An 18,262-nucleotide genomic window follows, 5' to 3' on the forward strand; every position below is an offset into this window, starting at 1 on the left:
ATAAGTACAAAAATCGGATTAGGTGAATTATGAGCATTTTAAATGTAGAACATTTAACGCACGGTTTTGGCGACCGTGCGATTTTTGATGATGTGTCCTTCCGTCTGCTCAAGGGCGAGCATATCGGCCTGATAGGCGCAAATGGGGAAGGTAAATCGACTTTTATGAATATCATCACCGGCAAACTCATGCCGGATGAAGGCAAGATTGAATGGGCAAAGAATGTCCGCGTGGGTTATCTGGATCAGCATACTGTACTGGAAAAAGGGATGACCATCGAGTCTGTGCTGCATAGCGCATTTGACTTCTTATATGAGATGGAAAACCAGATGAATGAAATCTATGCAAAACTTGCCGATGTGGATGAGGATGAGATGAACCGTCTGATGGATGAGGCGGGAACACTGCAGGATCTGCTGACCATGCATGATTTCTATATGATCGATGCGAAGGTGGACGAGGTTGCGCGTGCACTTGGAATCGCGGAGCTTGGATTATCCCGCGATGTGACGGAATTAAGCGGCGGACAGCGTACCAAAGTCTTAATGGCAAAGCTTCTTTTGGAAAAGCCGGATATCCTTTTGCTGGATGAGCCGACCAACTATCTGGATGTGGAGCATATTGAATGGCTGAAGCGCTATCTGAATGAATATGAGAGCGCTTTCATTTTGATTTCACATGACATTCCGTTCTTAAACAGTGTGGTTAATTTGATTTATCATATGGACAACCGGCAGTTGAATCGTTATGTCGGCGATTATGATAAATTCATGGAAGTCTATGAGATGAAGAAGGCACAGCAGGAGGCTGCTTATAACAAGCAGCAGAAAGAAATTGCGGAGCTGAAAGATTTTGTGGCACGCAATAAGGCGCGTGTCTCAACCAGAAATATGGCAATGTCACGCCAGAAAAAGCTGGATAATATGGACTTGATTGAACTCGATCGCGAAAAGCCAAAGCCGGAATTTGAATTCCGCGAAGCAAGAACACCGTCGCGTTATATTTTCCAGACACATGATCTGGTGATTGGCTATGATGATCCGCTTTCCACACCATTGAATCTCTCGATGGAGCGTGGACAAAAAATTGTTCTGACAGGAGCAAACGGAATCGGAAAGACGACCCTGCTCAAGAGTATTCTGGGACTGATTCAGCCGCTTGGCGGTTCGGTAGAGCGGGGCGACTACCTCGAAATCGGCTATTTCGAGCAGGAGATGGATCAGTCTGTGACCAACAATTGTATCGAAGAAATCTGGAAAGAATTTCCGGGAATGAGCCAGTTTGAAGTGCGAAGCGCCCTGGCCAAGTGCGGACTGACCACCAAACATATCGAAAGTCAGGTGCGTGTCCTTTCCGGAGGAGAACAGGCAAAGGTACGCCTGTGCAAATTAATCAACAAGGATACCAATATCCTTTTATTGGATGAGCCGACAAACCACCTTGATGTGGATGCGAAAGAGGAATTAAAGAGAGCTCTGATAGACTATAAGGGCAGCATCCTGATGGTCTGCCATGAACCGGATTTTTATGAAGGACTTGCCACCGATGTGTGGGACTGCAGCCACTGGACGACGAGAGTCTTATAATATGAGTAATTAGTACATCTATTTTTTCGTTTTTTTTAAGAATATAATGTAGTTGTAAAATTAATTCATGGGGTATTTACAATGATGGAGGTATAATCTATGAAGAAAAAGCTGATTGGCATCGTGTTGATTTTGGTTATTGTTGCCGTAGGTGGCGGGATATTTATATACCATAATCAAAAGGCCACTGAGAGCACAAAACAAGTGGTTGACAAGGTGCTTGATAGTTCCAATTTAGTGAATTTGCTTTCTTATAACGACATGGAGTCAGGGGTGGAACATTTAGAAGAAGAATATGATGAGTTCAAAGAATTATCTTCTCGTGAAGATTCGGTAGATGAATTGTTGGATGCCTATGATCGGATTGATAATTTGGATGAGGTTGATCAAATTTACGCAATACAATTTATAACCGGATATATTAATTTGCATAAAGAAAAATTAACAAGCGAACAGCTTGAAAGATGTAAAAAATACAATCTTTTATAAAAGAACGATTCTGTAAAAAGAACCACCCGTTATTCTCAAAGAGAGAGTAATGGGTGGTTTTTCTTGTTGTTTATGATAATTGGGTTGTTTTTATTTGTTGTTGTTGATGAAAGATACAAGTGCATCCTTTGGAACAAGACCAACATTCATTTCCTGGAGGTTGCCATCTTTAAAGACGCCAACAGCAGGAATACTCATGATCTTATATTCTTTTGCAAGATCCGGATTCTCGTCTACGTCTACTGCGTAGAAATTAACACCGTCCATCTCGTTTGAAACTTCTTCAAGGATAGGTCCGAGCATTTTGCATGGTCCGCACCAGGTTGCATTGAAATCTACAACGCTAACTCCATTCGCGATTGCAGATGAAAAATCATTTTGTGAAAGTTTATTAACCATATGTTTGTCCTCCTTATGATTGCATTGTACACAATTAAATTAGTTGTGTCAAGATAAATTTTGCAAAATTTAATTTTGCGATTGCGAATATGGAGGTCCGTGGGGATAATTACAATAAAAATGCCTGCCACGGGCGGAAAATCCGTCACAATTATAATTGAAGGTTCGTATAAAACATGTTACGATACAATTAAATGAGTAAGCTTGTTAATTTTTTCACGCGTTTCTATTGACCTTGAAACCGATATAAAGTATCATAGGAAGCAAATCGGTTTTGTATCAAAATAAATACATATATAGAGAAAGGAACAGAAAGATGGCAAACATTGATTTAACAAAGTATGGCATTACTGGAACTACCGAGATCGTTTATAATCCTTCTTTTGAAGCTTTATACGATGAGGAAGTAAAATCTACAAACGAGGGATTCGAAGTTGGCGTTGACACCGAGCTTGGTGCAGTAAATGTCATGACCGGTATTTACACTGGCCGTTCTCCAAAAGACAAATACATCGTTATGGATGCAAATTCAAGGGACACCGTATGGTGGAACACTCCTGAATATCCAAACGACAACCATGAGATGTCAGAAGACACATGGGCTGTAGTAAAAGATATCGCAAAGAAAGAGCTCTCAGGAAAGAGACTTTTTGTAGTAGATGCATTCTGTGGTGCAAACAAGGATACCCGTATGGCAGTTCGTTTCATCATGGAAGTAGCTTGGCAGGCACATTTCGTAAAGAACATGTTCATCATTCCTTCAGAGGATGAGCTTGCAAACTTTGAGCCTGATTTCGTTGTTTACAACGCTTCTAAGGCTAAGGTTGAAAACTTCAAGGAGCTTGGATTGAATTCTGAGACTTGTGTAGCTTTCAATATCACCAGCCGTGAGCAGGTTATCATCAACACATGGTACGGCGGAGAGATGAAGAAGGGTATGTTCTCTATGATGAACTACTACCTCCCACTTAAGGGCATCGCTTCTATGCACTGCTCAGCAAATACCGATATGGACGGAAAGAATACCGCAATCTTCTTCGGTCTTTCCGGAACAGGTAAGACAACACTTTCTACCGATCCTAAGCGTCTTTTGATCGGTGATGATGAGCATGGTTGGGATGACAACGGCGTATTCAACTTTGAAGGTGGTTGCTACGCAAAGGTTATCGGACTTGACAAAGAGTCTGAGCCGGACATCTTCAATGCAATCAAGAGAAATGCACTTCTTGAGAATGTTACCGTTGATGCAAACGGAAAGATTGACTTTGATGACAAGAGCGTAACCGAGAATACTCGTGTTTCTTATCCAATTAACCACATCAACAATATTGTTAAGCCGGTTTCTTCTGCTCCGGAAGCAAAGAACGTAATCTTCCTTTCAGCAGATGCATTCGGTGTATTGCCACCGGTTTCTATCCTGACTCCGGAACAGACTCAGTACTACTTCCTTTCAGGATTTACTGCAAAGCTTGCAGGAACCGAGCGTGGAATTACCGAGCCGACTCCTACCTTCTCAGCTTGCTTCGGACAGGCATTCTTAGAGCTTCATCCGACCAAGTACGCAGAAGAATTGGTTAAGAAGATGCAGAAATCCGGTGCAAAGGCTTACCTTGTAAATACCGGATGGAACGGAACCGGAAAGCGTATCACCATTAAGGATACCAGAGGAATCATCGATGCAATCTTAAGCGGAGATATCAACAAGGCTCCTACCAAGAAGATTCCTATGTTTGACTTTGAAGTTCCTACAGAGCTTCCTGGTGTTGATCCTGCAATTCTTGATCCTCGCGACACTTATGCAGATGCTTCTGAATGGGAAGCTAAGGCTAAGGATCTTGCTGCAAGATTCAACAAGAACTTCGTGAAGTATACAACCAATGAAGCTGGTAAGGCACTTGTTTCTGCAGGTCCTACCGTCTAAAAGAATAATTGATGATAAAGGTCTCTACACAGTGTGTAGAGGCCTTTTTTCGTTATAGAAGAGCCTTTTTGGCTTATAGAATATATTTTATAAATCTTAAGAAAATCTTAAAATTTGTCCACCTTGACGAAAACGATTAAGAAGTTTAGAGTGAAATTGTAACGAATAACCATATATATACGAAAGGAGATAATGCTATGGTTAAAAAATTAGTAAAACTAGGGGTAGTTTTTGCATTGAGTATTTCGTTTTTGTGTTATAACGCAGTTCCTACGTATGCAGCGTATACAACTGATACATGGAATCTTCGCTATGTAAAAGGTGGTCTGGCATCAGATAGTATTTGGCAATGGTCCGAAGATGTAACAACTAATGAAACGTCAACTGTAATGACGACGACTCGAGTAACAGATGGTGCAGAAGTTCATCTGTATTGTTCGAGTGGAATTGATGCTTATGCGGATCATTCTGGAATATATGTATCTGCTCCAGCAAAGAAAGGTAGGAATATTTTTGCGAAGGTTACTTTTAAGAAAAATGGAAATCGCACTAATTATCCAAAAGGAACTTTTAAATATTAATTTTCGATAATAGATTTTTATAAGTGCAGATTAGGCGATATTCAATCTTTAGTCTGCACTTATATACAATAATCGTAAGGAGTTGTTAAGCGGATGCATAAAAAGAAAAATATTTCTGTCATATCTCTATTGTTTTTTTGTGTAATGTGCATAACTGCATGTCATGCAGTTCCACAGAAAGTTCAGGAGAATATGAGTCATTATGGGGAGAATAAATCAAAAACAGACTATGAGCTATCATATTGTTCTGTCGAAGATTTAAGAAAAGCATCAATGGATTCTATACCTAATAAAGATCAAAATATCACTTATCCGACAAAAGTTGATTTCTCCAAAGTAAAAGAGATAGATGATGTCACTTATTCCCTTGTAAAAGATTATACAAAATATGATGAATACTATATGGATTTGTTTGGTATGAAAAAACTTGAAAAGAAAGTTGATCAAGGAGTGTGGGACGGAGATATATCGGATCTATTTGAAGATGAAAAGGATTATATGTGGATTAATCCAAGCGGAGAAATGGCGTATTTAAAACAAAAGAAAAGTGAAGTTGATTCATCTAAGGGAATCGAGAAGATTTTTCTGAAAAGAGGGGATTCAATTGAGCGGACGATTCATTTGATCGATGGAGACATTTTACTCAATGATTTATTAATTCAAATGACGGAGACAATAAAATCAGTAAAATATAACAAAGCATTTGACCTGGAGCCGAGGACTATTTACATTCGAAAGAATACGGATGGGAAGGATGTTGTAACAATTGAGTATGAAATAAGCCATAATGGAATGATATTAGATTACTATGGAGTTTGTATTAAAGAGAATGTCGATAGTATGCAGATAGAATCAATGTGCACTTTTTCCGAAATCACTGTTGAAAAAATTAGTCAGATAGCTGCCTTTTCAATGATGGGAATGTTTGAAATTGAAAAGCAACAACCATTCGATAGAATAATTGATTTTCCATCTGCAATTAGAATCTTTGAAAATGAAGTTGCATCATTTCATGATTTAAAAGTGGCTGAAATCGAACCATTATATATGTTGAGACCGGTTTATGAAAAGGAGGAGACATCATATTATTTAAAGGCAGGAAGACAGATTGAGACGCGTCCGGTGTATTCCTTTATGATTCAATGTGCGGATGATAACAAATTGGAGAATGGAATCCTGGAATCAAATGAATATGCTTATGTTAATGTTGATATGATTACAGGCGAAGTGTATACGAATCTGGGCGACAAAGGCTATGGAATGGGACAGGGGGATAGCACAGATGTGGAGGAGAACTGATAGAAAGAAATTATTCGTTGGGATAGGTTTGCTATATTTTTCTTATTTCCTTATGGACACAATTGTAAGGGAAGGGGTACCGATTACTTTTATAGAGATACTTTTTAAATATCCAAAAGCGATTAGGCAAGTAGGAGAAAGTTTTTCTTTTACAAGCTGCTTTCTTGATTGGTTTTATTTTGTGTTGCCCATTGCGATTGGAATTGTCATGATTCCGTATTGGTGTGATGAACTTAGAGTCGGTTATTACAAGATGGTGAAGATACGCAGCGGGAAGAAGAAATATATTGCGGATGTGGTTATTATAAACCATCTGAATGCCATCATTTGCTTAATTGCTTCATATGCGATATTTGTAATCAGCGTGCTTCTTATTTTCAGAAGAAATGGGGTTATGCCTGAATTAAATGGAGAGATTCTGGTCGGAGTCACCTATTCATTGGTGTATGCACTTTGGATTTCTGCAATATTGGTCTTTGTGGCATCACTGTCTGCGAATCCTTATATTACGGTTACATTGACATTTTTAATCAATTACATTGTTTATGCAAAAGATCTGCCGATAGTATTACTGTTAATTATGACAGTGATTATAGATGTGGCGGCGGTATATTTGATGGATAGGCGGTGGATGCAATGTTAAATTATTTGTATAGTAAATGGATTTTAAATTCGAAAAATGTGATTGTAATTGTGCTTATGGCTTTAATCAATTCAATTGTGATTACGAAGCTTTATAACGTATATGCGAGAACAAATGAGCCATTTAGCGTATATGAGTCAGGAATTGTTGTATTAAATGCAGGATTGTTTTTGTTCTTTATCACAATTGTTTTTGTAATCATTATGTCGGATTATCCATCCTCGGATTCAAATCTGTATTTTTTAATCCTGCGATGTGGACGTAAAAAATGGTTTATCTCGCAGATGCTATTTTCTTTTTTGGCAATTATGACCTATATAGGAGTGGTATTTGCGTTTGTACTGATTCGAATGGCTCCGCTTGTATTTGTCGCGAATGGCTGGAGCCTAAATATATCTGATTATGGAAAGCAGATGGGATTGCTTCAATACATTCCATTTCAATTATATAATCAAATGCCGCCGTTACAGGCACTTGTATTTAGTATTGTGTTGTTATGGGCTTATTTACAAATGCTGTTGGGATTTCAAATGCTTGGATTCTCTTGTGGCAGCAAAAAGATATTCAGCGTGATACAGATGGTGATTCTGGCCGTTGGTATTGGAATGGTATTTTTGGATATTCAATTGAAGTGGTACTTTCCACAGGCACATTCGATTTTGTGCACACATTATCAGAAGTATTTTAAACGCTACTATTTTAATCCATATTTGTCGCTGGCGTTGTTAATCATTGTCGGGATTGCATTTCATGTACTGGCATATTTGAAATTCATGCGAACAGATGTGGATCGGTTAAAGGAGAATGAATTGTGATTGAGGTAAGGGATTTATCATTAACGATTAAAGAGAAACAATTATTGAACAAGATTGACATGGTTGCAAAGAGCGGAGAAATCACCGGACTTGTCGGTCCGAACGGCTCCGGCAAGACATTAATTATGAAATGTATCTGCGGTTTCTTTTCTTCTTATGAAGGAGAAATTGTATTAGATGGAAAACCTGCTACGGAGGAAGAAAGAAAAAATATTGGTGCAATTATAGAGACTCCGGGCTTTATTCCATATTATTCCGGTTATAAGAATTTAAAAATTCTCGCACAGATTAATAAAAAGTGTTCGAAACAGGATATTTATGATAGTATGAATACAGTCGGATTGGATCCGTGTGATCGACGCCCTATTCGCAAATATTCGCTTGGTATGCGACAACGCCTTGGGGTGGCACAGACTCTGATGGAGGATCCGGCTATATTAATCATGGATGAACCTTTTAACGGATTGGATGCAGAGATGACGGAGAAGCTTCGCAATCGTCTGAATGAGGAAGCCAATAAAGGCAAGACAATCATTTTAAGTTCTCATAATCCGATTGATATTGAGATGTTGTGCAATCAGACTTATTATATTCAAAAAGGTTCCATAAAATAAGAATAAGGATGGTTCCATGGAAGAACAAAAGCATAAGCGCAGAATTCATTATTCGGGAAAGTATCCGAAGAAATTCGAGGAAAAATATAAAGAGCATAATCCACAGAAATATGCGGATACGATTGCGCATGTCATAGAAAAAGGCAGCACGCCTGCAGGAATGCATATCTCGATTATGGTGCAGGAAATCCTGGACTTTTTGCAGATAAAGCCGGGACAGCAGGGGCTTGATGCGACGCTCGGTTATGGTGGACACACCAGGCGCATGTTGGAACAACTGAACGGAAATGGATGCATTTACGGGCTGGATGTCGATCCGATTGAGTCGGAGAAGACGACGAAGCGATTGCGTGATTTGGGATTTGATGAGAACCGGTTCCAATTCCGCTTGACCAATTTTGCAAATATCGATGAGGTTGCTTCTGAGGCTGGAAAGTTTGACTTCATCCTGGCGGATCTTGGGGTTTCATCCATGCAGATTGACAATCCACAGCGCGGCTTTTCTTATAAAATTGACGGACCGCTTGATTTGCGGATGAATCCGAACAAGGGCAGCAGTGCGGCACAGCGCCTGCGCGAGATTACCAAGGAAGAATTTGTAGGCATGCTGATTGAAAACTCCGATGAGCCCTATGCACAGGAGATTGCCGATAAGGTATTCTTCCGAATGCAAAAGGGTGCGGCAATGGATACGACGACTGAACTTCGTGAGGCAATCGAGGCAGCGCTGGTCTATTTGTCAAAAGACGAGCGTGCCGAAGCTGTCAAGAAGTCATGCCAGCGAACCTTTCAGGCACTGCGCATCGATGTAAACAGTGAATTTGAAGTGCTTTATGCATTTTTGGATAAGCTTCCATCTGTTTTGAAACCGGGAGGGAGAGTGGCGATTTTGACATTTCATTCGGGAGAAGACCGCCTGGTGAAGCGGGCATTTAAAGAGGGATACCAAAATGGTATTTATTCAGAAATCTGCAGGGATGTCATACGACCTTCCGCACAGGAATGTCGTATGAATCCGCGTGCAAAATCCACCAAAATGAGATGGGCAGTGCGCAGTACTGCAGATTTGTGCACGATAGATTAGTGTAATATTTTCAGTACACGAGCGCGGTCTAAAATGACTTTCTCGATTTTTTCCGTTTCAATTGTATAGAGCGCATTGGCAACCAAATGCTCCGCATCCTGTTCAAGGTCGCGGATGCCGGACAGATTCCGATGTTTTTCGATGACGGCATCAATGCCGTCCTTCGTCAGAACACATTCTTCCGGGGAGAGGCCGATGCGCTTTAATACTTTCGGAAATGCATATTTTTCAAAAATGATTGCCTTCTCTTCCGGTGAATAATCCGGAATCTCAATTACCGCAAAGCGCGACATCAAAGGCGCGGAAATCATGGATTTTTCATTTGCAGTGGCAATAGGATAGACCCCGCTGGTAGGAATCATACATTCCATGTAATTGTCGGTAAATCCCAAATTGTCCAGCAAAGTCAAAAGTACATCGGCCGGATTGCCGTTACCCTTTCCGGAATTGGCCTTGTCCAGCTCGTTGATGATAAAGACCTGATTGGAAGTGCCCGCAGAAGCGAATGCCTCCATAATGATTCCCGGCTTGGCATTGGCATAGATGCGCGAACTTCCGGTCAACTGTTCTGGATCGTTGATGGAACTCATATCCAATGTGGTCCAAGGCAACTTTAATATCTTGGCAACCGCATATGCAATTTGCGATTTTCCGGTTCCTGCCGGTCCGATAATCAATAGTCCGTAAGCCGGAAGCGTATGGGTGCGATTGATCTGAATAATGGTCTCCATAACGCGCTGCTTGACGGATTCCATTCCATATAATTCTTCATCCAGAATCCGGCGTGCTTCCACCGGATCAATGGATTCAAAATAATTATTTTTCCACTGAATATTCATCATCATTGAAAGCGCACGCTGTGCATGGCGACGCTCCTCCACAGTGACTTCATGAGAATTGGCAACTGCCAGATTTCTGCGTGCCCACAGCCGGATATTGTCCGGGAGTGTCCGCCCGGCGCATGTGATAAAATCAGTAATGCTTTGCAGGCTTGTCAGCTTCATATCGTCGCCTTCGGCCTCCGGATCGTCCTCTTCCATATCATCTGTCGGAGCATCGCTTGCCAGGAGTCTTTCCATCATAAATTCCAGGAATCCATCGGAAGCCGACAGCTTATTGCCTCCATTGAATGCATTCTCGCGTATCTTATATACCGCATATCCACGGTCGGTATTTTCACCCGACAGCTTGACCTGGATATGGTTTTCACCGAGCCATTTTAAAAGTGCAACAAATCTGATATCAATTTCCAAAATGTCGGCAGATATCATGCCTTCTCCATCCAATTCAAATTCAAACGAGGTTCGTTTGACCGGATTGGTAAAGACTCCGTTCGCATGATGTGCCCACTTTCGTTTTGAATGATCGATTACCATAATCGGCGCATCCGCAGTTGCAATTGACGCAGATGACTGAAATGTGGTATAGGTGCAAACAGACTGGTTGTCCGGGGTGGTTGATGTGAAGTCGAATACTGGCATTTTCTCTCCTTTGGGGACGGGGGTCAGCGGATAGTCAGGTGTCCCTAAAGGTGTAGTACCCCGTCCCCAAAGGAGAGAAGGGTGTCCCTAAAGGTAAAATCTAGCCGCAAATGCTCCATCCATTTTTATTAAATAATACTAAAAAATAATTCGTTCACTTGCAATTTTATCAGAAGTTGTTATACTAATCTAGCATAAAGTATTATTTTCTGTATTTTTATTCGACATACTTCTTTTAATATGAGGGATCTGCAATGCATATTCGAATCATCTTTTACGACAGGATGATCAGCTTCGCCGGATATTTTTCTATCCGATTTTTCATGTGGTGTTAATTAAATAGAGAAAGGAGAATCTAAGAATGCCAAGAAAGGCAAGGGAGAAGGCGTATACTGGTATTTACCATGTGATTTTACGCGGAAATAACAAACAGATTATTTTTGAAACTGTGGAGGACTATGAGAAGTTTTTGGAATTGCTGAAACTATATAAGGAGGAATGTGGGTTTAAACTGTTTGCATATTGTTTGATGGATAATCATATCCATTTATTGGTAGGGGAAACGAAAATGGAATTACATTCCTTTATTGCAAGAATTGCAGGACACTATGCGAAATGGTATAATTTCAAATATCGTCGATATGGATATTTGTTTCAGGATCGGTTTAAAAGCGAACCGGTAAATGATGTTCCGTATTTTTTAACTGTTTTTCGTTATATTTTGCAAAATCCATATAAGGCAAAACTGGTTGCTTCAATCGCTGATTATCAATGGTCCAGCTATCATGCATTGAAAAATATGGATAGCTCTTTCGTGGATATATATGAATTATTGAACTGTTTTCAGAACAAGAAGGAATGTATGAAATATCTGCATGAGCAAGAGCAGGCAGAATGCATGGAATATACATCTTCCAAACGGTTGGAGGATGCAGATGCAATTGCGAAAGTTTTGGAAATTTCCGGACTGGATTCTGTTTCTCAATTGCAGCAGATTGCGATGACGAAAAGAAATCAAATTATAAGAAAAATACTGAAGCATGGTATTCCAGTCAAACAGATGGCCAGAATAACCGGAATATCGACATATATTATCAAAAAAATAAAAAACAGACGGTGACTTGGCGCGATTTTTTTTGCCTTTGGGGACACCCTTCTCTCCTTTGGGGACGGGGTACTATACCTTTAGGGACACACGACTATCCGCTGACCCCCGTCCCCAAAGGAGAGAAAGATGCTGAACTTTGCCAGTGACTACATTGCCGGAGCACATCCTGCAATCTTGAAGAAACTTGAAGAAACCAATATGGAGCTGCTGCCGGGATATGGAACGGACCATTATACTGCGCAGGCCAAAGAAAAAATAAAGAATGCCTGTCATTGCCAGGATGCGGATGTGTATTTTTTGGTAGGTGGGACCCAAACCAATTCGACAATTATCGGTGCAATGCTTGCTGATTACGAAGGTGTTGTATCTGCGGACACTGGCCATATCAATGCGCATGAAGCAGGCGCTGTGGAATATACCGGACATAAGGTGCTGACCATTCCGGGACATGACGGAAAAATCGATGCGAAGGAGCTGAAAGATTACATTGCCGGATTTTATGGGGATGATAATTATACGCATATGGTATTCCCGGGGATGGTTTATATTTCATATCCGACAGAATACGGAACCATTTATTCGAAGGATGAGATGGAGCAGATTCATGCAATATGCAAACAATATGATATTCCGTTATTTGTGGACGGTGCGCGTCTCGGATACGGGCTGGCGAGTAAGGAAAGCGATTTGACGCTGGAGACACTGGCTGCAAATTGCGATGTATTTTATATTGGTGGAACCAAAGTGGGAGCTTTGTTTGGAGAAGCTGTGGTTTTCACACATGCGAATGCGCCGAAGCATTTTTATACGATGACAAAACAGCACGGGGCAATGCTGGCAAAAGGCTGGCTGACAGGATTGCAATATGATGTGCTGTTTACAGACGACCTGTATATGCAAGTGAGCCGCCATGCAATTGAAATGGCAGAAAAATTAAAAGAAATCTTAAAAAAACATGGCATGAATTTTTATTTGGAATCCCCAACAAACCAACAGTTTGTTATAATTGAAGATGAGAAGGCGCGACAGCTTGAGAAGCATGTAGTGACAAGCTTCTGGGAAAAATATGATGAAACGCATACGGTGATCCGGTTCGCAACAGCCTGGTCGACCACTGAGGAAAATCTCGAGGCGTTGAATCAGGTCCTCGCGCAGCTATAAATGATTTGGAAAAGGGGAAGGACGATTGAATATTTATCTGGTGGAAAATAGTTTTCATTTAAAAGAGGGACTGGATTCCGAATTTCTGGTTATCGCAAAAGATGAAGCGCATGCAAAACAGGAGTGTTTGAGAATGCTTGCAGAGGATCAGGATATGCATCTGACCTGTGTAAAAGAGGATATCGAAAGCTTAAAAAGAGGCGTTGCAAAATATGATAACACGGCGCATTCTGACGATCCTGCCGATCAATTTATGCGACGTGCAATCGAGCGAAATAAGGAGACCATTATCAGATTATCAAATCTGGTATCCAATTTTAACGGCTATAAAAGCGAATGTCTGCGCGTTCGGAAAATCAATCCGCGCCTGAAAAACGGACAGGTGCAATATGAGGATCTGTAAATGACCTGCAAAAACAAACCACTTGTTCCCAATAATTGACCTGTTGGTCAGAATCGCTTGAATCCATATCTGCCTGTGTTAGGATGAAAATGTCAACGGAAACGGCATATGTATATGGAGGAAAGATATGATGAAAATGGAATTGTTTAATCACGCGAGTTGCTTACAGCCTGCAAGCGTGCCGGCCTGGGCAAAAGCAGAGGGGCTCGAAATAACGGATCCGTTGGAGCAAATCTGGCGGGTGTCTAATTTGGTGCAGATTCCACGGAAATGCGCAATCAGACGAATTGTGGCAAAAGCGCTTTATCGCATCGCAAACCAGTTGGCGCATAGTGCAGATGGGAAAAAGCATATGAAACCGGTCGAATTATACTAATTATATGAATTATATGAATCATATGAAATCAATTGAACATGTGCAATACCGGTACATGCAAATCTGATCAATAGAATCTCTATATCATAGCAGATATGATATAGAGATTTTTTGTTTTGCATTTTTGAAAAAAGACTTGAAAAAGCAAACAAATGTTCGTATAATAAAAATAACAAAAGTCGAACAAACATTCGGATGGTGATAGAGATGGGACAATCGGTACCTGCGGTTACTTTGGAAAAAAGTATAGAGGAAAAATTAAAGATTCTGTCGGATGCGGCGAAGTATGATGTAGCATGTACCTCAAGCGGATCTGATCGCAGAGGTCAGAAAGGGATGCTGGGCAATTCTGTTGCTGCGGGCGTATGTCATGCCTTTGCGGCAGATGGGAGATGCATCTCATTATTGAAGATCCTGATGTCGAATCATTGTGTCTATGACTGCAAGTATTGCATCAATCGCAAATCCAATGATATTGCGCGTGCTACCTTTACGCCGCAGGAAATCTGCGAATTAACAGTAGAGTTTTACCGTCGCAATTATATAGAGGGATTGTTTTTGAGTTCCGGAGTGTTGAATAATCCGAATGAGACGATGGAAAAAATGTGCCAGACACTGCGATTGCTCCGCACGGTCTATCATTTCAACGGATATATTCATGTAAAGGCGATTCCGGGGGCTTCGGCAGAATTGCTCTATTCGGCCGGACTACTTGCCGATCGTATCAGTCTGAATATGGAACTGCCGACACAGGCAAGCTTGGGAAAACTGTGTCCTAATAAACATATGAATCAAATCATACGGCCAATGAATTGTATTTCAGAGACGATTGCGGTGAACCGGATTGCACATGGGAAAACTGCAAGGCTTGATCGCGCCGGAATCAACCGCCATCTGGAGAATTCCATCTTTGGCGAAACAAGCCGACGCATTGAGGCTAATGCAGCGCAGAGTCTTCAGACAATGCGATTCCAATATCCTGCAGAGCGGATGGATGCCCTGTTACATCGCGATTTTGCGCCCGCCGGACAGAGTACACAGATGATTATCGGAGCGACGGAGGAGACGGATTTTGAACTGATACGAACGAGTCAGCAATTATATCAGTCATTTGATTTGAAACGCGTTTTTTATTCCGGATATATCCCGATTAATGACGATACCGCATTGCCGGAAATCGGGACGCCGGTTCCGCTGCTGCGTGAACACCGCTTATACCAGGCAGACTGGTTGATGCGCTTTTATGGTTTTCATGCAAATGAATTATTGTCAGAGGAGCAGCCGTTTTTCGACCGGCATATCGATCCGAAATGCGAATGGGCCTTGCGCCATTTGGGAGATTTTCCGGTCGAAATCAACCGTGCGTCTTACGATCAGCTCTTGCGTGTGCCCGGAATCGGGCCGACAGGAGTCAAGAAAATCATGAGCGCAAGAAGGTATGGCTCGGTAAACTTTGACATGCTGAAAAAAATGCATATCGCTTTGAAACGGGCACAATATTTTATAACATGCAACGGGAAAATGCTTTATCCGATTCCAATTTCACAGAATTTTATCCGCAATCAGCTGACTGATCTGGATCGAGTGGAGATTGCAAAGATAGAAGGCAATACAGTGACCTATCAACAGATGAACCTGTTTCGTGATTTTCATATGGAGGGGCAGGCATGATCTATTATTGTTGTGAGAAAGACTGGGAATCTGTGCTGACCTGCATCTATGAGGCATGGACACAGAAACGGGGACAGGCAAATATCCAATTGATTTTTGAACCGGTGGTGCAGTACACATTGTTTGACGAATATATCCATGTAAAAGCGGATACCGCGTTGGCGGAAAAGGTTGTGGATGCAGTGAATCGAAAGCTGAGTCCGCAATTCTATTATGAGATTGCACATGTTGGGATGTATGAAGCACCGGATGTGGCTGATGTGCTGTTTCGTGTGCTGCTGCTTGGCTTTGCATATGGACCGTATGTGCTTGAAATGGTGCAGTACAAAGATATCATGCGTTTCAGGGAGATGAGATGCAGCATTGGAAATGAGATCAGTCATTTCAGGGAATTCACACGGTTTCATGAAGTAAATCACAGATATGTGGCAATCATTGAGCCACGCAGCCGGATAATCCCTGCGCTCGCAGAAGTGTTTCTGGACCGGATGCCTTCCGAATCATGGATGATAGCGGATCTCACGAATCGGATGGCTGTTGTCCATCCGAAAGACGGATTTTATCAATTTGTTGATTTGACAGCCGAAGAGATGGAGCGTCTCATGGAAATAGAAAAGAACAATGACCGTATGGAAGTATTATGGAAAATCTTTTTTGAAACGACAGCAATACAGGAACGCAAAAACGAGCGATGCCAGAAGAATTTGTATCCAATTTGGACGCGCAAACATGCAGTGGAATTCATGGAGATGAGAACGGAAAAGCAAACTTGCTGTGAAAACGAAAATGTTCTATGATAAAGGCAGACCGAATGATTAATAGGAGGTATTACGAATGGTATTACAAGTGACACAAGGTCTGCTAATTCCATTCCTCGGAACTGTATTGGGCTCATCTTGTGTATTTTTCATGAAAAGAGATTTGAGCGCAAAGCTCACCAAGACGTTGAGCGGTTTTGCCGCGGGAGTCATGATTGCAGCATCGGTTTGGAGTCTGCTGATTCCGGCAATGGATCAGTCAGCAGATATGGGACGACTGGCATTTGTCCCTGCAGTTGTCGGTTTTATGCTGGGAATGCTTTTCCTGCTTTTACTGGATCATGTGACACCGCATATGCATCTTGATGAGACGATAGAAGGCCCTCATGCAAATTTAAAAAAGACAACAATGATGGTTTTGGCCGTGACATTACATAACATTCCGGAGGGAATGGCTGTCGGAGTTCTTTATGCCGGATGGGTAGGCGGAAGCAAGAATATCAGCCTTATGGGAGCCTTTACTTTGGCGCTTGGAATTGCAATTCAGAATTTCCCGGAAGGCGCGATTATATCCATGCCTCTGCAATCTCAAGGGGTATCAAAAGCAAAATCATGGTGGTATGGTGTACTGTCTGGAATTGTTGAGCCGATTGCAGGTCTGATCACCATTATTTTTTCGAGTGTGATTGTGCCGGTTTTGCCATATTTGCTTAGCTTTGCGGCCGGTGCGATGATTTATGTGGTGGTAGAAGAACTTGTGCCGGATATGGCAGAGGGAGAGCATTCCAACATCGGTACATTGGCATTTATGATTGGATTCAGTTTGATGATGACACTTGATGTGGCACTTGGATAAGAAAGAAACGCAAAAAAATCACGGCCGTTCTGTCCGCCGAACTTTCGAGGATTACGAGAGCAACGGGCAGTGAGCCGTGATAGTTTTTTAAGAATACTCAAAGAATTTGGTGTCAATTTCCGGATATGACCGCTTCAGTGAAATCGGTTTTCCGGAACGGGACAGGAAACAGTGACTGCTGGTTGCTGTGCAGCGCACTTCGTGACTTTCCTTATCATACATCTTATATTCGAGCTCCATTTTGACACCGTTATATTTTTGAATTTTGGTTTCGATGATCAATTCATCATCAAAGTGGACCGGGCTTAAATAATTTAATGAGATGGATAATACAGGACTGATGATTTCCATTTCCTCCATCTGCTTGTAGCTCAGACCCATCTGATCCATCAAATCAATGCGGGCTTCTTCCATCCATTTCACATAATTGGAGTGGTGAATGATGCCCATCTGATCGGTTTCATGATAGTGTGCTTTTCTTTCATAAGGCTGGATTTCGATATCTTCCGGTCCGTTTATGGTAATTTCATGTTTCATACGAATACCTCCCATATCACAGATTCGTTTGATTAGATTTATTGATATATTCTATCACTTTTTGCAGAAATGGTAAAATATTTAGAAAAAGGAAATTCACCTTGACATTGGAAGAGGAGTGCGATACTGTATAAAAGTATTCAAACACAAATACAATTGAATGATTCTTCGGGGCAGGGTGTGATTCCCTACCGGCGGTAAAGCCCGCGAGGCTGCATAGCAGTCATGAACAGGTGCAATTCCTGTGCCGACAGTATAGTCTGGATGAGAGAAGAACGATAAGACAATCATATTGTTGTAATCATGCTCTGAAGTTGACCGAACAGGTTTGCTTCAGATTTTTTTGTTTACAGGATGATTTGGTATAAACCCGAAGATAAATGAAATCATTTGTCTTCGGTTTTTTTATCTCAGTCGGGATTACAATCTCCGACTGAGATAAACGCTCCGCGAGGATGCGCAGAGATTTGCATATGAAAT

The 18,262-nt window shown here is 41.4% G+C and carries 19 protein-coding genes and 1 riboswitch; of the genes, 16 read left to right on the top strand and 3 right to left on the bottom strand.

Going from position 1 to position 18,262, the window contains the following annotated elements; all coding sequences use genetic code 11:
• The first annotated feature begins 29 nt into the window (after window positions 1–29).
• The gene (locus CSX02_RS00665; RefSeq protein ID WP_099385245.1) at window positions 30–1,586 is read left to right on the top strand and encodes an ABC-F family ATP-binding cassette domain-containing protein; all 1,557 of its coding nucleotides are present in this window, start codon (window positions 30–32) and stop codon (window positions 1,584–1,586) included.
• A gap of 99 nt (window positions 1,587–1,685) precedes the next feature.
• Window positions 1,686–2,075 carry a hypothetical protein gene (locus CSX02_RS00670; RefSeq protein ID WP_099385246.1) on the top strand — a complete coding sequence of 130 codons (390 nt, stop codon included), beginning with the start codon at window positions 1,686–1,688 and terminating at the stop codon, window positions 2,073–2,075.
• Window positions 2,076–2,165: 90 nt separating this feature from the next.
• On the opposite strand, the gene trxA is transcribed toward CSX02_RS00670, so the two are convergent.
• Window positions 2,166–2,474 (bottom strand): thioredoxin, encoded by a 309-nt coding sequence (gene trxA, locus CSX02_RS00675; protein ID WP_099385247.1) that lies wholly within the window; start codon window positions 2,472–2,474, stop codon window positions 2,166–2,168.
• A gap of 316 nt (window positions 2,475–2,790) precedes the next feature.
• Between trxA and pckA the strand changes: the two genes are divergently transcribed.
• From pckA to rsmH, 7 genes are all read left to right on the top strand, one after another.
• Window positions 2,791–4,395 carry a phosphoenolpyruvate carboxykinase (ATP) gene (gene pckA / locus CSX02_RS00680; protein WP_099385248.1) on the top strand — a complete coding sequence of 535 codons (1,605 nt, stop codon included), beginning with the start codon at window positions 2,791–2,793 and terminating at the stop codon, window positions 4,393–4,395.
• Window positions 4,396–4,592: 197 nt separating this feature from the next.
• On the top strand, window positions 4,593–4,976 hold the full coding sequence (locus CSX02_RS00685; protein WP_099385249.1) for a hypothetical protein: 384 nt from the start codon (window positions 4,593–4,595) through the stop codon (window positions 4,974–4,976).
• 93 nt (window positions 4,977–5,069) lie between these two features.
• A complete protein-coding gene (locus tag CSX02_RS00690; RefSeq protein ID WP_099385250.1) occupies window positions 5,070–6,275 on the top strand; it encodes a hypothetical protein in 1,206 nt (401 codons plus the stop codon).
• A 52-nt stretch (window positions 6,276–6,327) separates the two neighbouring features.
• Window positions 6,328–6,918 carry a hypothetical protein gene (locus tag CSX02_RS00695; RefSeq protein ID WP_189281253.1) on the top strand — a complete coding sequence of 197 codons (591 nt, stop codon included), beginning with the start codon at window positions 6,328–6,330 and terminating at the stop codon, window positions 6,916–6,918.
• On the top strand, window positions 6,912–7,733 hold the full coding sequence (locus tag CSX02_RS00700; protein WP_099385252.1) for a hypothetical protein: 822 nt from the start codon (window positions 6,912–6,914) through the stop codon (window positions 7,731–7,733). Before CSX02_RS00695 ends, CSX02_RS00700 begins: the two co-directional genes overlap by 7 nt.
• Window positions 7,730–8,347, top strand: coding sequence for an ABC transporter ATP-binding protein (locus CSX02_RS00705; protein ID WP_242970384.1), 618 nt, complete (start codon window positions 7,730–7,732; stop codon window positions 8,345–8,347). Before CSX02_RS00700 ends, CSX02_RS00705 begins: the two co-directional genes overlap by 4 nt.
• Window positions 8,348–8,363: 16 nt before the next feature.
• Window positions 8,364–9,431: a 16S rRNA (cytosine(1402)-N(4))-methyltransferase RsmH gene (gene rsmH, locus CSX02_RS00710; RefSeq protein WP_099385253.1), complete on the top strand. Its 1,068-nt coding sequence runs from the start codon at window positions 8,364–8,366 to the stop codon at window positions 9,429–9,431.
• Here the strand turns inward: rsmH and CSX02_RS00715 are convergent.
• Window positions 9,428–10,912, bottom strand: coding sequence for an AAA family ATPase (locus CSX02_RS00715; protein WP_099385254.1), 1,485 nt, complete (start codon window positions 10,910–10,912; stop codon window positions 9,428–9,430). The two genes, rsmH and CSX02_RS00715, sit on opposite strands and share 4 nt — an antisense overlap.
• Window positions 10,913–11,273: 361 nt before the next feature.
• Here CSX02_RS00715 and CSX02_RS00720 point away from each other — a divergent pair, with 361 nt between their 5' ends.
• The 7 genes from CSX02_RS00720 (at window position 11,274) to CSX02_RS00755 (ending at window position 17,245) form a co-directional block, all read left to right on the top strand.
• The gene (locus tag CSX02_RS00720) at window positions 11,274–12,032 is read left to right on the top strand and encodes a transposase (RefSeq protein WP_099385255.1); all 759 of its coding nucleotides are present in this window, start codon (window positions 11,274–11,276) and stop codon (window positions 12,030–12,032) included.
• Window positions 12,033–12,146: 114 nt separating this feature from the next.
• Entirely contained in the window at window positions 12,147–13,181 is a 1,035-nt protein-coding gene (locus CSX02_RS00725; RefSeq protein ID WP_099385256.1) for a threonine aldolase family protein, read from the top strand.
• Between the two features lie 25 nt (window positions 13,182–13,206).
• The gene (locus CSX02_RS00730; protein ID WP_099385257.1) at window positions 13,207–13,584 is read left to right on the top strand and encodes a hypothetical protein; all 378 of its coding nucleotides are present in this window, start codon (window positions 13,207–13,209) and stop codon (window positions 13,582–13,584) included.
• 127 nt (window positions 13,585–13,711) lie between these two features.
• Complete coding sequence (locus CSX02_RS00735; protein WP_099385258.1) at window positions 13,712–13,960, top strand: hypothetical protein; 249 nt, start codon at window positions 13,712–13,714, stop codon at window positions 13,958–13,960.
• A gap of 207 nt (window positions 13,961–14,167) precedes the next feature.
• A complete protein-coding gene (locus CSX02_RS00745; protein WP_099385260.1) occupies window positions 14,168–15,631 on the top strand; it encodes a putative DNA modification/repair radical SAM protein in 1,464 nt (487 codons plus the stop codon).
• Window positions 15,628–16,428 (top strand): TIGR03915 family putative DNA repair protein, encoded by an 801-nt coding sequence (locus tag CSX02_RS00750; RefSeq protein WP_099385261.1) that lies wholly within the window; start codon window positions 15,628–15,630, stop codon window positions 16,426–16,428. The genes CSX02_RS00745 and CSX02_RS00750 overlap by 4 nt, the downstream gene beginning before the upstream one ends.
• Before the next feature lie 37 nt (window positions 16,429–16,465).
• Complete coding sequence (locus CSX02_RS00755; protein WP_099385262.1) at window positions 16,466–17,245, top strand: ZIP family metal transporter; 780 nt, start codon at window positions 16,466–16,468, stop codon at window positions 17,243–17,245.
• An 87-nt stretch (window positions 17,246–17,332) separates the two neighbouring features.
• On the opposite strand, the gene CSX02_RS00760 is transcribed toward CSX02_RS00755, so the two are convergent.
• Complete coding sequence (locus tag CSX02_RS00760; protein ID WP_031546433.1) at window positions 17,333–17,782, bottom strand: acyl-CoA thioesterase; 450 nt, start codon at window positions 17,780–17,782, stop codon at window positions 17,333–17,335.
• A gap of 160 nt (window positions 17,783–17,942) precedes the next feature.
• Window positions 17,943–18,062: riboswitch (FMN riboswitch) on the top strand.
• The last annotated feature ends 200 nt before the right edge of the window (window positions 18,063–18,262 follow it).

Source organism: Agathobacter ruminis (assembly GCF_002735305.1).
GTDB classification, from domain to species: Bacteria; Bacillota; Clostridia; order Lachnospirales; family Lachnospiraceae; genus Roseburia; species Roseburia ruminis.

Excerpts from the sequence above, each read along its gene's own strand:
- CSX02_RS00695 (WP_189281253.1), top strand. The coding sequence starts at position 6,328 with ATGGACACAATTGTAAGGGAAGGGGTACCGATTACTTTTATAGAGATA.
- pckA (WP_099385248.1), top strand. The coding sequence starts at position 2,791 with ATGGCAAACATTGATTTAACAAAGTATGGCATTACTGGAACTACCGAG.
- CSX02_RS00690 (WP_099385250.1), top strand. The coding sequence starts at position 5,070 with ATGCATAAAAAGAAAAATATTTCTGTCATATCTCTATTGTTTTTTTGT.
- CSX02_RS00700 (WP_099385252.1), top strand. The coding sequence starts at position 6,912 with ATGTTAAATTATTTGTATAGTAAATGGATTTTAAATTCGAAAAATGTG.
- CSX02_RS00670 (WP_099385246.1), top strand. The coding sequence starts at position 1,686 with ATGAAGAAAAAGCTGATTGGCATCGTGTTGATTTTGGTTATTGTTGCC.
- trxA (WP_099385247.1), bottom strand. The coding sequence starts at position 2,474 with ATGGTTAATAAACTTTCACAAAATGATTTTTCATCTGCAATCGCGAAT.
- CSX02_RS00720 (WP_099385255.1), top strand. The coding sequence starts at position 11,274 with ATGCCAAGAAAGGCAAGGGAGAAGGCGTATACTGGTATTTACCATGTG.
- CSX02_RS00760 (WP_031546433.1), bottom strand. The coding sequence starts at position 17,782 with ATGAAACATGAAATTACCATAAACGGACCGGAAGATATCGAAATCCAG.
- rsmH (WP_099385253.1), top strand. The coding sequence starts at position 8,364 with ATGGAAGAACAAAAGCATAAGCGCAGAATTCATTATTCGGGAAAGTAT.
- CSX02_RS00735 (WP_099385258.1), top strand. The coding sequence starts at position 13,712 with ATGATGAAAATGGAATTGTTTAATCACGCGAGTTGCTTACAGCCTGCA.
- CSX02_RS00750 (WP_099385261.1), top strand. The coding sequence starts at position 15,628 with ATGATCTATTATTGTTGTGAGAAAGACTGGGAATCTGTGCTGACCTGC.
- CSX02_RS00725 (WP_099385256.1), top strand. The coding sequence starts at position 12,147 with ATGCTGAACTTTGCCAGTGACTACATTGCCGGAGCACATCCTGCAATC.
- CSX02_RS00745 (WP_099385260.1), top strand. The coding sequence starts at position 14,168 with ATGGGACAATCGGTACCTGCGGTTACTTTGGAAAAAAGTATAGAGGAA.
- CSX02_RS00665 (WP_099385245.1), top strand. The coding sequence starts at position 30 with ATGAGCATTTTAAATGTAGAACATTTAACGCACGGTTTTGGCGACCGT.
- CSX02_RS00715 (WP_099385254.1), bottom strand. The coding sequence starts at position 10,912 with ATGCCAGTATTCGACTTCACATCAACCACCCCGGACAACCAGTCTGTT.
- CSX02_RS00685 (WP_099385249.1), top strand. The coding sequence starts at position 4,593 with ATGGTTAAAAAATTAGTAAAACTAGGGGTAGTTTTTGCATTGAGTATT.
- CSX02_RS00755 (WP_099385262.1), top strand. The coding sequence starts at position 16,466 with ATGGTATTACAAGTGACACAAGGTCTGCTAATTCCATTCCTCGGAACT.